The sequence below is a fragment of the Paenibacillus sp. NEAU-GSW1 genome (assembly GCF_009737085.1).
In the GTDB taxonomy this organism is placed as follows: Bacteria; Bacillota; Bacilli; order Paenibacillales; family Paenibacillaceae; genus Pristimantibacillus.
This window is the reverse complement of record NZ_WOVL01000010.1, coordinates 106,581-119,724: the sequence shown is the minus strand read 5'-3', so window position 1 is coordinate 119,724 and position 13,144 is coordinate 106,581. Positions and strand designations below refer to the sequence as shown.

Sequence of the window (13,144 nt, the reverse complement as noted above, 5' to 3'; positions counted from 1 at the left end):
GACGATGATAACGGTCCGCTATATGTTAAATAGGACTGGTTGTGACGAAAGGACTGCTCAAAATGTTATTCGTACTGATTGCATTATGGATCGTCGGCCTTATATTGCTCTTATCCGATCCGCGGCTTGCGACGAACCGCTGGCTGAGCGGCGTGGCGTTCACCGGCGGCGCAGGGGCGTTCGCGGCCGTTATTGACGGAACGCTCATTCCGTACGTAAAGCTCGCCAATCCAGGCACGAGCGAAACGGCCGAGCAGCTGCTGTATATGATTCAAGCGGCATCCTCACTGACTTCCTATTACGGCTTGCCGTTCACATTTCTGATGTTTGCGCTTTCGTACAGGCCGATCGGCAAGCTGTCCAAACTCGGCATCGGGCTGCCTTTGCTGTTGTTTCTGCCGATTGCGCTTTGTTTAATATTTACCCCCGGCTACAACGAAGTTCGTCCTGTATCCCATAACATTATCGTGTGGTGGACCGTGCCCTACATGCTGTTCGGAACGGTTAACGTACTGCTTAAACGGAACGGTTTTGCATCGCAGACGAGAAAGCATATTATCGTGTGCATGGCGGTTCTCCCAACGGTGCTTCTAAGCATGACAATGAGCTATGTGCTGCCGAGCTTTGGCTTGCTGCGTATGTGGGTATACAATACGTGGTTTGTAGGCGTTGGCGTTACCATTTTTGTAATAGGCATGTTTACATACGGATTTCTTGGCGTGCGGATTTTGATCGAACGGCGCCGACTCGATACGACGCTTCGCGCCGTTACATCCGGGACTGCCATACTGAACCATGCGATCAAAAACGATGTTGGAAAGTTAAGGCTGTTCGGTGAAAAGATGAAGGCGCATGCGATTGCGACGAATCAACCGGAGCTCCTTGCAGACGTTGAAACGGTGCTCAATACGTCGCGGCACATTCAGGAAATGATCTATAGGGTTCATCATCGAACCGAGGATTTGCAGCTTCGCACCGCTGCCGTCGACTTTGGCGAATTTATCGCATCCCATTTGCAGTCGTTCACGCCAATGCTTGGCGCTGTTCAGCTTCGGGTTCTATTGATTGAGGGCTGGAAGGTCGAGATCGATCGTGCCCAGCTTGCCGAAGCGCTGACGAACCTGATCAATAACGCGCTGGAAGCGATGGGCGGAGAAGGAGAATTGACTGTTGAAATGAAGGAAGCGAAGCGGGAAATACTTGTGCGAATTGCCGATACCGGTCCGGGGATGACCCGCGGGCAGGCGATAAAGGCGCTGGAACCGTTTTATACGACGAAAAGAGGAGACGGCGCCAATTTCGGTCTTGGATTGCCTTATGCATACAATGTAATGAGAAAGCACGGGGGCAATTTACAGCTGACGAGCAAACGAGGGGAAGGAACCGCCATCCAGCTTGTATTTCGCAAGAAAGCGGTTCGGGCGGCTCTGGCTGATGCGAAAGGCTCCCTCGGAAGCAGCCGGTCACAGGGCCAGGCGATAGAAGGAGATCGAGCGAATGGATGAGAGAAATCCCGGTGAGAAGATTCGAATCGCGATTGTGGAGGACGATCCGGATTGGCTTCGCGGACTAACGGCGTATTTAAAGGGACAGCCTGATTTCGAGCTAGTCTTTACGGCAAGCCGGCCGGAAGATGCTGAAGCGGCAATTGGCCAAACAATGACTGGCCCACCGGATGTCATGCTAATGGATATTATGCTGCAGGGACAGCCGGAAGGCATTCGATTAGCGGAAGCAGCCGCGCTCGCGACCGGAGCGAGAGTGATAATGCTGACCTCTATGGAGGAAAAGGAGCTCATTATCAGCTCTTTTCAAGCGGGAGCAATCGACTATCAAATCAAATCCGATTTCGAGGCGCTGCCCGATGCGATCCGTTCGGCAGCCCGGCGCGCTTCGCCGATCAGCGCCATAGCGGCCGAGCAAATGCGCGAAGAGTTCCGGCGGCTGAAGCGGCTGGAGCGGGAGTTTGAAGCGAAAAAAATGAGCGACAGAATTACGCCATCCGAGCTTCAACTGTTAGAGCTCATCGATGAGGGCTATACGCAAACGCAAATTGCCGACAAGCTGGTTGTGTCGGTTCGAACAGTCAAAAACCATATCAACAATCTGTTGAAAAAATTGCCGTTTAACGGTTCGAAGGAAGCAGCCCGCGAGGTGAAGGCGATGGGCTTGTTCCAGAAAGACGGAGAATGCGGCCGCAACAGCGATGGTACCAACTGAAGTTGGTACTATTTTTTTTGCCGTCAAACTTTTAAATTGAGCATATAGAACGATAAGGAAAGCGAGGGATCGGCAATGGAATTGCTGGCGACCGCCGCAATTGCAGCGGCAATCGTTCTGCTCCGCAAGCCGCTAAGAAAGCAAAGGGTTAACAGCGCGTTCAGCAATATGCTTGCCGCGCTGCTTATCGCCTGTGAAGTTTCATTCCAATGCTGGTACATCATCGAAGGGGATTGGGGCGTGCATTCGCTTCCGCTGCAGCTATGCAGCATGATGGTTTTACTGTCTGCGGCGTTTCTCGTGACACGAAAGCGGAAGCTGGGCGACATCGTCTTTTTTCTTGGCCTTCTGGGCGCGATGCAAGCGCTGCTGACGCCAAACTTGGATGTTAGCTACCCGCATTTCCGTTATTTCCATTTTTATATCGCGCATATATGCATCATTTCGGTATGTGTGTTCATGGCAGCCGTTGACGGTTACCGGCCTGGCTTCCAATCGATGCTGCGAGCCTTTGTCTGGCTCCAGGCGCTGGCGGTGCCCGCTGCAATCGTCAATGGTATTGCCGGTACTAATTTTATGTTTCTTGCCCGCAAGCCTTCCACAGCGTCGCTGCTTGACTGGCTTGCTCCATGGCCGTGGTACTTGGTTCAACTGGAGATGGTCGCGTTTGGCCTTTGCCTGTTGTTGTGGGCCGCTATGAGGCTGGCGAATATTCCGTTTCAAAACAAGAAATCAGGAGGAGAAATAAGATGAATTTCGGTGAAATGATGAAAAAGTATTGGACTTCGATGCTTGGCGTCCTGTTCGTGCTCGTTGCTTTCATTACACTGTTTCAATATACAGTTGACAGAGGCTGGGTGACCGATTCGATGAAAATGGCGATCGGGCTGCTTGTCGGCGCCGGCCTTGCTGCGGCAGGGTACAATCTGGCGAGCAAACCGAAATGGGCGGTAGTCAGCCAAATCGTAATGGGTGTCGCCGCATCGGTACTCTACATGACGATATCGTTTTCAGGCATCTATTACGAACTGCTCGATTCGTTAACGGTGCTGCTCGGTATGGGGCTAGTTACCGTAGTGCTTGCTTTGTACGCCTATCGGAACCATTCCAGACTGCTCGTCAACATTTCAATGGCCGGCGGCATTATTTCTCCGCTTATGATGCGTCCGGAAACGGATCAAGTATTCGCCTTGTTTCTTTATTTGCTCGTAATGAATGCGGCTTTTATCTATTTGAGTGTGGTTAAACGTTGGCTGGAACTGAGAATCGCCGCTTTTTGCGGGACCTGGATATTGTATGCCGTATATTTCTTTCACTTCGAGCCGTCGCTGGATGGCGTATGGAGCATGGCGATTCGTTATGCGTTGTCGGCGTTCCTGTTCTATCAGATCGCTTTCCTCGTGTCGTCTTGGTACAATAAACGGAGTTTTGAAGGGCTGGATATGTATCTTGGCATCGCGAACGGCGTGTTATTCGGTTTTTGGTCGCTGCTCATTTGGCAAAACGATCTTCATTACGCTTATCCGATTGCGCTGATCGGCTTCGTATTTTTGCTCTCGGGCACAGTGGTTAACCGATTGCTCCTCAAAGTAGACGTTGCTGCGGCCGTCTACTGGACGGTTGGATTGTTCCTGATTCTTCTGTCGCTTAATCAGGCAGGAAGCGGCATGGAAATTAAGCCTCTGGTCAACGTTTATATATGGGGGGGCGTTGCTGTCGCGCTTGTGCTTCTCGGTCAGTTCAATAAATGGCTTATTGCCACCATCTTTTCGGTGTCGATCTGGTTTTTCGTCGGACTTTACTGGTATGTGGTTACGTGGAGCACGCCGAGAGGCGAATGGTTTGGCGTCTATATTCCATTCTTAAACTGGGGAGCGATCGCATGGGTTTTGCTGGCCGCAATCGGCTTCTATTATGCAACAAGGCTTCGCATCGACGAATTCGGGCAAACGGCTAATCGCGTGCTTGCAAATGTCTACTCCGCGCTGTCGCATTTCATCATCGGAGGCTTGCTGTCGCGTCAGATCGAGAACATATTCACTGAATATTTCCCTGATGCGCCTTCCGTTTATATGAACGTTACGCTTACCGTAACGTGGGGCATCTATGCGCTTCTGCTGTTTCTGTGGGGGGCTTTCCAAAGAGAGAAATGGTATAAATGGTTTGGTTCCGTCGTGCTCGTGTTCGTCGCAATAAAAGCGATATTTATGGATTTGAGCGGCCAAGAAAGCTTGTACAAAGTAATGGCGTTGCTTCTGTTAGGCGCAATCTCTTTTACGATTACGTGGATTAACGGGAGATGGAGCGCTTTACCTAATAAAGAGCAGGCACAACACCAAGATCAGACCCGACTGTAACAGGTTTATTTCCTAATTTCAGCATTCATACAGGCGGGCACAAATGGAGATTCTAACTGCGAAATGCGCTCAGTCGCATAAATCCATTGCGGGAGGATGATTCAACTTGTCGACTGCAGTATCGGGTGCAAGTGCTATGCTGGAAGCGGTAAAGGCCAGACGTTCTTATTACGGTATTAGCAAAGAACAAATATTATCTGAAGAACAACTCGTTTCTCTAATAAAGGACGCTGTCCAATATACGCCGTCCGCTTTTAACTCGCAAAGCGCCCGTGCGCTCGTATTGCTTAGCGGCAGCCATGATAAGTTTTGGGATTTGACGAAGGAAACATTGCGCGCTATTGTTCCCGCCGATCAGTTCGGTCCTACTGCTGAGAAGATGGCGGCGTTTAAAAGCGGCTCAGGCACCGTTCTTTTTTTCGAAGACAACGCCGTTGTTGAAGGGCTGCAGAAACAATTCGCCTCCTACGCGGACAATTTTCCGAAGTGGTCGCTGCAATCATCCGGCATGGTTCAGTATGTGGTCTGGACGCTGCTAGAGAGTGAAGGCTACGGCGCATCGCTGCAGCACTACAATCCGTTGATTGATGCCGAGGTGAAAAAAACGTGGGGCGTGCCTGATTCTTGGCAGCTGATCGCGCAAATGCCGTTCGGCAAGCCGACTTCAAAGCCGGGCGAAAAGCAGTTTGCACCAATCGAAGAACGGGTTAAGGTATATAAATAATTGATGTAAAAAGGCAGCTTCGGGCAGGGAACGTAACGGGTTCCGTTTTAAGGTGCGAAAGTTGTAAATGACATGCAAATTGACGTGCCAACTGGCACGTCTTTTTGTTGATTTTAAACCAAAGGCTGGAACAGTTTTTTTGCGCGTGTTAAGTCAATTGATTGGTTTTCTATAATTTCCAAGAAGCATTCTATTTGCCGTTTTTAGGTTCTTTTCGCTTGTCTATTTTCTGTATTGTCCCAGGGTGGATTTTGAATCAAAAAAGGGTGGCAAATGCCACCCTTATCTTATTTACTTCGCATTTAAACTGTTATGTAGCCGTATGAGAAATTATGAAATGTTACCACCGTGAAAGATGCACTCGTACACTAGAGTGTCTCCGTTGAAAATTTCTTCACGTCCATGGAACCACTCGAAATTTCCATGAACTGTGCATTTATAAGAGAAATTATCCCGCGTATACAATTGTGGACCTCTAAATGGCAAGTCTTCTGGCACATGCTGCAAAGCTTCTTTCAAGAAATCGCCGTTAAAACTATCGGCAATAACTCGTCCAACATAATTCATCGCCCAAAACGGATTATTGTTTTCCCATAGAGCTTCTTCACCAGCAAAGCTTTTTGAACCTAGATAGGTGTCGATATACTTAAGATTGTCCTTTTCAAAGGATAAATCATGGGAAGCTGGACGAGAGGGGGGATTCTCAGGACCTTTCCCTGCATAAGTTGCATTTTTTGCTTTAATCAAAAAATCAATAACAAAAGTCTTATCCATATTTTCACCTCAACATTAAGATGGGATATCAAGGTAAGTATAGAACATTTGTTCCGATTTAGGAATCATTTTCTGGAAAATTTGGACACATGGACTATTGATACGCCTACGAATTTGTTGCATGAATGCGTTATTTGACTTGTCATTAACTTTCAAAACCATTTTAGCAATGTCTTTAGGTTCATAAGATGATAAATCGGTAGTCGCACTTACTTGATACCAGCCTTGGTCAATAGTAGGCAATGGATGATGAAACTTTTGGTTTTCCAACTGCTTTTTTTTAAATACGCAACTTTGCTAAATCAACAACCCCATTGATATATAAAGAAAAATGACGCTCCAAACTGTTGTCGGTTTGAGCGTCATTTCTTGTGTCAATTTGATGCTTTGCACCCCAAAACGGAACCCGTTACAGAACGTCCGGGCTGTTTTTAGAGGTTTGGTCGAAGTCAAACGAGCCATTTAAACGGGCAGTTTGCGAATAACCTAAATGTTCTGCATATGAATAGCGTTCTTCTGAGCCGGACTAGCCGAAGGGAGTAAAAACATGTACAATAAAAACCGATACAATATTTATAACCTGATTGAGTAACGTGAATAGTTGGCCAGGAGGTAAATATGAGCATCGATCCGCGTACGATGACACAGATTTTACAATATCAAATTAGACCAAGCCTTGATCCGCAGATGGTCGAGAGCTCGCTTTCCTCAACGAACGGCAACGGAGATTCCTCCTTGTTCGAAATGCTGCTAAACCAATATCAGAACGGGTCTTTGGACGGTTCGGGATCAGCAGGTCTTGCGACTTTGCCTTCTGAACTGCTTGGACCGTTATCGGGCTTGCCGCCTGTATACAGTTTGGATTCTGCTGGAACCGAGTCCGATGCATTCGGCAACTATGAATCGCTGATTGCATCGGCAGCCGCCAAATACGGCGTCGATCCTGCTCTCATTCGAGGCGTAATTCGCACCGAGTCCGGATTCAATCCGGGAGCGGTATCATCAGCTGGAGCCAAAGGCTTGATGCAATTAATGGATGCGACGGCTAAGTCGCTTGGCGTGACGAATTCTTTGGACCCTGCGCAAAATATCGATGGCGGCACGAAGTATTTAGCCTATCTGCTTCGGAAATATGAGGGCAATGTGCAGGTGGCGTTAGCCGCATACAATGCCGGCCCGGGCCGTGTGGATCGTTTGGGAATTTCAACGGACGGCGACCTTGCCGCCAAATTGCATACGCTGCCGGAAGAAACCCAGCGCTATATAACGAAAGTGCTGCAAGCCAGATATTAATCTTACGCTTGAAGATCACGATAGCAAGCCGCTTGCTGCGGAAGCCGTCGTTGATCTTTTTGTTTTAACGACGTTATAGAAAGAAGATGTTGTGAGCATGTTATATTTTGACCATTGCGCCTCGACTCCCGCATATCCTGAAGTCATTCAGACGCTGTCGGAAGTGATGAGCCTGCATTATGCCAATCCTTCCTCCATTCATCGCGCAGGCGCCGATGCGGATAAGCTGCTCGGCAGATCGCGGGCGCTTCTGGGCGACCTGTTGGGCGTCAAACCGGAGGAATGGATTTTTACATCAGGCGGGACAGAGAGCAATAATTTAGCGATAAAAGGCGCTGCTTTGCAATACCGCAGCCGGGGCAATCATATTATTACGACGCAAATCGAGCATGCATCGGTTTACGACGCTTTTGCACAGCTGGAGCGGGATGGCTTTCGAGTCACTTACTTGCCGGTAAACAGCAGCGGACATGTTGAAGTTGACAGGCTGCAAGCTGCATTGACCGAGGACACCATATTGGTAAGCGTCATGCATGTCAACAATGAAGTCGGCTCCATTCAGCCGATCGCCGAGATCGGCAGGATGCTGAAAGCGAACAATCCGCGCATCTTGTTTCATGTCGATGCGGTACAAAGCATCGGCAAGCTTCCAGTAGAGCCGAAACGCTGGGGTGTTGATTTGCTAAGCGGTTCGGCGCATAAGCTTCGCGGTCCGAAAGGCGTCGGCTTCTTGTACGTTCGAGAGGGAGTTCAACTGCATCAGCTGTTGTCCGGCGGCTCGCAAGAACGGGGACTGAGGGCCGGCACGCAAAATGTACCGGGAATCGTTGCATCGGCTAAAGCGATGCGGATGTCCATGCAGGCGATGGGCGATAGACGCCGGCAAATGGACATGCTGCGCAGCCGGCTTGTGGAGGCTATTCGCGCAATGCCGGAATTGCTTTTGAATGGCTCGGAAGATGCTGAATCGATGGCGCCGCATATTGTCCATTTTTCCTATCCCGGCATGAAGCCGGAAGTTATCGTGCATATGCTGGAAGAGAATGGGGTTATTGCGTCGACCAAATCGGCCTGCTCGTCCAAGGACAGCAAGCCGAGCCGCGTTCTGCTCGCAATGGGAGCGGATATCGCACGGGCGTCTGGAGGCGTTAGAATCAGCTTTGGCGATGAACATACGGAGCAGGATGTTTCTGCATTGATTACAGCGCTTCATCAAATGGTGAACAAGCTGAGACCGCTTGAAAGGAGCGCAACCTAATAATGATTTATGATAAAATTTATGTCCGATACGGCGACCTGTTTATGAAGGGCCGGAACCGGTCCCAGTTCGAAAATACATTGTTGCGGCAAATTAAAGGAGCGCTGCGTTCTTTTAAACAATTAAGCTATGTTAAGACTTACGGACGTCTAATGATCCATCTCAACGGGGAAAGCTACGAGCCGGTCGCCGAACGTTTGAAGGATGTTTTCGGAATCGCGTCTTTTAGCCCTGTTGTCTCGGTTGAACTTCAGCTGGAACGAATACAGGAGGCCGCACTTGAGCTTATTCGCTCGCTTGAGCAGCAGCCCAAAACGTTTAAAGTAAGCTCCAAACGGGCTTGGAAAGCTTTCCCGCATCAGTCGAACGAATTGAATCATCTGGTCGGCTCGCATGTGCTGCGGGCAACTCCGGAATTGAAAGTAGACGTGCACAATCCCGAAGTCGAATTGCGGGTTGACGTGCAGCAGGAAGCCGTCTATCTGTTTGTCAAAATGGAATCGGCCGCGGGCGGCTTTCCGTTTGGCTCAAACGGAAAGTCGATGCTGCTGCTGTCTGGCGGCATAGACAGCCCTGTAGCGGGATGGATGGCAATGCGCAAAGGCTTGGAGCTGGAGGCGGTTCACTTTCACAGTTATCCGTTTACGAGCGACAAGGCGAAAGAGAAGGTCATAACGCTTGCCAAACGGCTTAGCTACTATGCAGGCGTTCCGCTTAAGCTTCATCTTGTGCCATTTACAGAAATTCAGACAAGGCTGGCGCAAGCGAAGCAGGATAACCTAATCATTACGCTCATGAGAAGAGCGATGCTGCGCATCACGGAGCAACTGGCGGAGAAGCGCGGCGCGATCGGTATCGTTACCGGCGAAAGCATGGGGCAAGTGGCGAGCCAAACGCTCGGAAGCATGAACGTCATCGGCCGGGCGACGCAGCAGCCGTTAATTAAGCCGCTCATTATGATGGACAAGCAGGAAATTATTAATGAAGCGGTTCGCATCGGAACGTTTGAAACGTCGATTTTGCCTTATGAGGACTGCTGTACGCTGTTCTTGCCGAAGTCGCCGGCCACGAACCCGAATTTAAAGGTTGTCGAGTATACGGAAGCTTCGATTGAAGAGCTGAATCGGATGATCGATGAAGCAGTCGAAGGCACGGAGATGCTCTCGCTCACGCCGGATGCTCCGGCAGCGGAGACAACGGAAGAAGATCGTTGGTTTTAATTTATTAGGACATATTCCTCCTCTCTTGGACATACAGGTTGTAGAGGAGGAGGCGAACGACGATTGGACGCTATAATCACGTTTACGGAAATTGTTTTAATTAATTTGCTGCTCAGCGGAGACAACGCCGTTGTCATCGCTATGGCCAGCCAGCATTTGCCGCCGCATCAGCGGAAGAAAGCGGTTTGGTGGGGAGCGCTTGCAGCAGTCGGGCTCCGCTGTTTGTTGACGCTTGCCGCCATTTCGCTGCTGCAAACGCCTTATGTGCAAGCTGTCGGCGCGGTCTTGCTGCTGTATATCGCTGTAAAGCTGCTTGTCGATGCAGGCGGCGGAGGCGAAATTCATACGGTCAAGAAAGCAAAGTCTTTAAGCCATGCTGTCCGAACCATTGTCGCAGCCGACTTTATTATGAGTCTGGATAATGTGCTTGCCATAGCGGCAGTAGCGGAAGGCGAGCCTATACTTATTTTGCTTGGCATCGGCCTGAGCATACCCATGATTATTTGGGGCAGCCATTTACTCACGGTTTTGCTAAGCAAATTTCCTGCGCTTGTGTATATCGGAGCGGGACTGCTTGGTTTCGCGTCAGGAGAGATGCTCGTCCATGATCCCGGCGCGCAATCGCTATTGTTTCACGGTCACGATACGTTGGTTCAAGCGATCCCGCTCTTTTGCGTCCCGCTTGTCATTATCGCTGGCATTTTGTGGAGAAGGCGCGCATGAAAAAATTTCACATCCCGTTCACAAGCATATTGTGAACGGGATTTTTTTTGCGCGGTTCCTGCGGTTCCCGCTGGTATTTTCATCTCACTTCCTTTAGAATAGAAAAGATTAAAAAAGATAAAAACTGTCGTCTTTCGTCGTTGACGCGGCAGACGTAGGTAAGGAGCGGAAAGCGAATGCCTAATAACAAATATTCCGCTGGAATTATTGTATTGCTGGCAGGGGTCGTTATTTTACTGGGCAAGCTTGGTGTATTCAGCTTTTTGGGGGCAATTTTTTGGCCGCTGCTCGTCCTTATTCCCGGAATTCTTCTGCATGTGTTTTATTTCGGCAGATTATTTCCGGCAGCCGTACTTGTACCGGGCGGAATTTTAACGGTATATGCGTTGCTGTTTATGGTTTGCAACATTTTTGGATGGGATACCATTAAATATTTGTGGCCGCTGTTTATTTTCGGCATTGCCGTCGGTCTTTACGAATATTATTTGTTCGGCAATTCCCGGGAACGTGTTGTGCTTACAGCGTCGCTAGTGTTAGCTGCTTTCTCCGCTATCTTCCTCATGCTTGTGCTGCTTTGGAGCTGGGGAATATATGCCATTGCGATCGTGATGATCGGCGCGGGCGTGTGGATGATGTTCGGCAGAAGAGCTCGCTGGTAGTAAAGGCAAGTAGAAACAACAAAACTTAGACAAAATGGAGTGGATTAGTAGTTATGCACGCTAGAGAAAATTTACGGAATATCGCAATCATTGCCCACGTTGACCATGGTAAAACGACGCTTGTCGATAAGCTGCTTCAACAATCGGGCACATTCAGAGACCACGAGACAGTGCAAGAGCGCGCGATGGACTCGAATGATTTGGAACGCGAACGCGGCATTACGATTTTGGCTAAAAATACGGCGATTACGTACAGAGATTACTTGATCAATATCGTGGATACGCCTGGACACGCCGACTTCGGCGGCGAAGTGGAACGGATTATGAAAATGGTTGACGGCGTTTTGCTCGTCGTTGACGCCTTCGAGGGTTGCATGCCGCAAACGAAATTCGTTTTGCGCAAAGCGCTCGAGAGCAACCTTACGCCGATTGTTGTCGTTAATAAAATTGACCGTCCGAACGCGCGTCCTAGCGAAGTTATCGATGAAGTGCTTGATCTGTTTATCGAGCTGGGCGCTAACGACGACCAATTGGAATTCCCGGTCGTTTACGCTTCGGCATTGATGGGTACTTCCAGCCTTGATCCGGAAAAACAAGATGAAAACATGCAAGCGATGTACGAAACGATTGTGAACCACATTCCGCATCCTACTGAAGATGTTAATGCGCCTTTTCAATATCTGGTTACGTTGCTTGATTACAACGAATATATGGGCCGGATCGCAGTCGGCCGGATTAACCGCGGCGTTGTGAAGCAGGGCCAAACGGTTGCTGTCATTGACCGCGAAGGCAAAACGAAGCAAGCCCGCATCGAGAAGCTGTTCGGGTTCCAAGGGCTGAAAAAAATCGAAATCGAAGAAGCGGGCGCAGGCGATATCGTTGCAATCGCAGGTGTTCGCGAGATTAATATCGGCGAAACGATTGCCGACGCAGCTAACCCAGAAGCGCTTCCTGTATTGAAAATTGACGAGCCGACGCTGCAAATGACGTTCCTTGTCAATAACAGCCCGTTCGCAGGACGCGAAGGCAAATGGGTAACATCCCGCAAATTGCGCGAGCGTCTGTTCAAAGAGCTGGAAACTGACGTGGCATTGCGCGTAGAAGAAACAGACAGCCCGGACGCGTTTATCGTGTCGGGACGCGGTGAGCTTCATCTTGGCATTCTGATCGAGAATATGCGCCGCGAAGGTTTTGAGCTTCAAGTATCGAAGCCTGAAGTTATTATTAAAGAAATCGACGGATCCAAATGCGAGCCTTATGAACGCTTGATGATCGACGTGCCGGAAGACAGCATGGGCGCGGTAATGGAGAGCCTTGGCACTCGCAAAGCCGAGATGGTCAACATGATCAACAACGGCACCGGTCAAGTTCGGCTTGAGTTCATTATTCCTGCGCGCGGCCTGATCGGATACCGTACGAATTTCCTGACGATGACACGCGGGTATGGCATTATGAACAGCGCTTTTGACAGCTACGGTCCTTTGGCCGGCACTGGCGTAGGCGGCCGTCATCAAGGCGTGCTTGTAGCGAGCGAGAACGGCACTTCGACGTTCTACGGCATGATGGGCGTAGAGGATCGCGGCATTCAGTTCGTTGAGCCTGGCACGGAAATTTACGAAGGCATGATCGTGGGCGAGCATACGCGCGATAACGACATCATCGTAAATATTTGTAAAGAGAAACAGCTGAACAACATTCGTTCCGCTGGTAAAGATGACACGGTTAAGCTGAAAACGCCTCGCCTGTTCTCGCTTGAACAAGCGCTGGAATATTTGAACGACGATGAGTATTGCGAAATTACGCCGAAATCGATCCGTCTTCGCAAGAAAATTTTGAACAAGAGCGAGCGCGAGCGCGCCGAGAAGCACCGCAAAATGGCGCAATCCGGCGTATAGGCTTCGCTTAGGAGGTTAATG

Annotated in this window: 12 protein-coding genes; 11 read left to right on the top strand and 1 reads right to left on the bottom strand. The window is 49.6% G+C overall.

Going from position 1 to position 13,144, the window contains the following annotated elements; all coding sequences use genetic code 11:
- The first annotated feature begins 41 nt into the window (after nucleotides 1-41).
- The 5 genes from GOM71_RS24955 to GOM71_RS09840 all read left to right on the top strand — a co-directional run bounded on the left by GOM71_RS24955 (nucleotide 42) and on the right by GOM71_RS09840 (nucleotide 5,301).
- Complete coding sequence (locus tag GOM71_RS24955) at nucleotides 42-1,505, top strand: ATP-binding protein (RefSeq protein ID WP_173275466.1); 1,464 nt, start codon at nucleotides 42-44, stop codon at nucleotides 1,503-1,505.
- Nucleotides 1,498-2,220, top strand: a complete 723-nt coding sequence (locus GOM71_RS09855; RefSeq protein WP_156280442.1) for a response regulator transcription factor — start codon at nucleotides 1,498-1,500, stop codon at nucleotides 2,218-2,220. The genes GOM71_RS24955 and GOM71_RS09855 overlap by 8 nt, the downstream gene beginning before the upstream one ends.
- Before the next feature lie 75 nt (nucleotides 2,221-2,295).
- A complete protein-coding gene (locus GOM71_RS09850; protein WP_156280440.1) occupies nucleotides 2,296-2,973 on the top strand; it encodes a YwaF family protein in 678 nt (225 codons plus the stop codon).
- A complete protein-coding gene (locus tag GOM71_RS09845; protein ID WP_173275463.1) occupies nucleotides 2,970-4,577 on the top strand; it encodes a DUF2339 domain-containing protein in 1,608 nt (535 codons plus the stop codon). Before GOM71_RS09850 ends, GOM71_RS09845 begins: the two co-directional genes overlap by 4 nt.
- A gap of 136 nt (nucleotides 4,578-4,713) precedes the next feature.
- The gene (locus tag GOM71_RS09840) at nucleotides 4,714-5,301 is read left to right on the top strand and encodes a nitroreductase family protein (protein WP_156280579.1); all 588 of its coding nucleotides are present in this window, start codon (nucleotides 4,714-4,716) and stop codon (nucleotides 5,299-5,301) included.
- A gap of 330 nt (nucleotides 5,302-5,631) precedes the next feature.
- On the opposite strand, the gene GOM71_RS09835 is transcribed toward GOM71_RS09840, so the two are convergent.
- Nucleotides 5,632-6,075 (bottom strand): DUF5680 domain-containing protein, encoded by a 444-nt coding sequence (locus tag GOM71_RS09835; RefSeq protein WP_156280436.1) that lies wholly within the window; start codon nucleotides 6,073-6,075, stop codon nucleotides 5,632-5,634.
- 618 nt (nucleotides 6,076-6,693) lie between these two features.
- Here GOM71_RS09835 and GOM71_RS09830 point away from each other — a divergent pair.
- The 6 genes from GOM71_RS09830 to typA all read left to right on the top strand — a co-directional run bounded on the left by GOM71_RS09830 (nucleotide 6,694) and on the right by typA (nucleotide 13,123).
- Nucleotides 6,694-7,368 carry a lytic transglycosylase domain-containing protein gene (locus GOM71_RS09830; protein WP_156280434.1) on the top strand — a complete coding sequence of 225 codons (675 nt, stop codon included), beginning with the start codon at nucleotides 6,694-6,696 and terminating at the stop codon, nucleotides 7,366-7,368.
- 97 nt (nucleotides 7,369-7,465) lie between these two features.
- Complete coding sequence (locus GOM71_RS09825) at nucleotides 7,466-8,626, top strand: cysteine desulfurase family protein (RefSeq protein ID WP_156280577.1); 1,161 nt, start codon at nucleotides 7,466-7,468, stop codon at nucleotides 8,624-8,626.
- A gap of 2 nt (nucleotides 8,627-8,628) precedes the next feature.
- The gene (gene thiI, locus GOM71_RS09820; RefSeq protein ID WP_156280432.1) at nucleotides 8,629-9,846 is read left to right on the top strand and encodes a tRNA uracil 4-sulfurtransferase ThiI; all 1,218 of its coding nucleotides are present in this window, start codon (nucleotides 8,629-8,631) and stop codon (nucleotides 9,844-9,846) included.
- 63 nt (nucleotides 9,847-9,909) lie between these two features.
- Nucleotides 9,910-10,569, top strand: coding sequence for a TerC family protein (locus GOM71_RS09815; protein ID WP_156280430.1), 660 nt, complete (start codon nucleotides 9,910-9,912; stop codon nucleotides 10,567-10,569).
- Between the two features lie 176 nt (nucleotides 10,570-10,745).
- On the top strand, nucleotides 10,746-11,228 hold the full coding sequence (locus GOM71_RS09810) for a hypothetical protein (RefSeq protein ID WP_156280428.1): 483 nt from the start codon (nucleotides 10,746-10,748) through the stop codon (nucleotides 11,226-11,228).
- A 53-nt stretch (nucleotides 11,229-11,281) separates the two neighbouring features.
- Nucleotides 11,282-13,123: a translational GTPase TypA gene (gene typA, locus GOM71_RS09805; protein WP_156280426.1), complete on the top strand. Its 1,842-nt coding sequence runs from the start codon at nucleotides 11,282-11,284 to the stop codon at nucleotides 13,121-13,123.
- Nucleotides 13,124-13,144 lie beyond the last annotated feature (21 nt).

Excerpts from the sequence above, each read along its gene's own strand:
- GOM71_RS09845 (WP_173275463.1), top strand. The coding sequence starts at position 2,970 with ATGAATTTCGGTGAAATGATGAAAAAGTATTGGACTTCGATGCTTGGC.
- typA (WP_156280426.1), top strand. The coding sequence starts at position 11,282 with ATGCACGCTAGAGAAAATTTACGGAATATCGCAATCATTGCCCACGTT.
- GOM71_RS09840 (WP_156280579.1), top strand. The coding sequence starts at position 4,714 with ATGCTGGAAGCGGTAAAGGCCAGACGTTCTTATTACGGTATTAGCAAA.
- GOM71_RS09855 (WP_156280442.1), top strand. The coding sequence starts at position 1,498 with ATGGATGAGAGAAATCCCGGTGAGAAGATTCGAATCGCGATTGTGGAG.
- GOM71_RS09850 (WP_156280440.1), top strand. The coding sequence starts at position 2,296 with ATGGAATTGCTGGCGACCGCCGCAATTGCAGCGGCAATCGTTCTGCTC.
- GOM71_RS09810 (WP_156280428.1), top strand. The coding sequence starts at position 10,746 with ATGCCTAATAACAAATATTCCGCTGGAATTATTGTATTGCTGGCAGGG.
- GOM71_RS09835 (WP_156280436.1), bottom strand. The coding sequence starts at position 6,075 with ATGGATAAGACTTTTGTTATTGATTTTTTGATTAAAGCAAAAAATGCA.
- thiI (WP_156280432.1), top strand. The coding sequence starts at position 8,629 with ATGATTTATGATAAAATTTATGTCCGATACGGCGACCTGTTTATGAAG.
- GOM71_RS09830 (WP_156280434.1), top strand. The coding sequence starts at position 6,694 with ATGAGCATCGATCCGCGTACGATGACACAGATTTTACAATATCAAATT.
- GOM71_RS09825 (WP_156280577.1), top strand. The coding sequence starts at position 7,466 with ATGTTATATTTTGACCATTGCGCCTCGACTCCCGCATATCCTGAAGTC.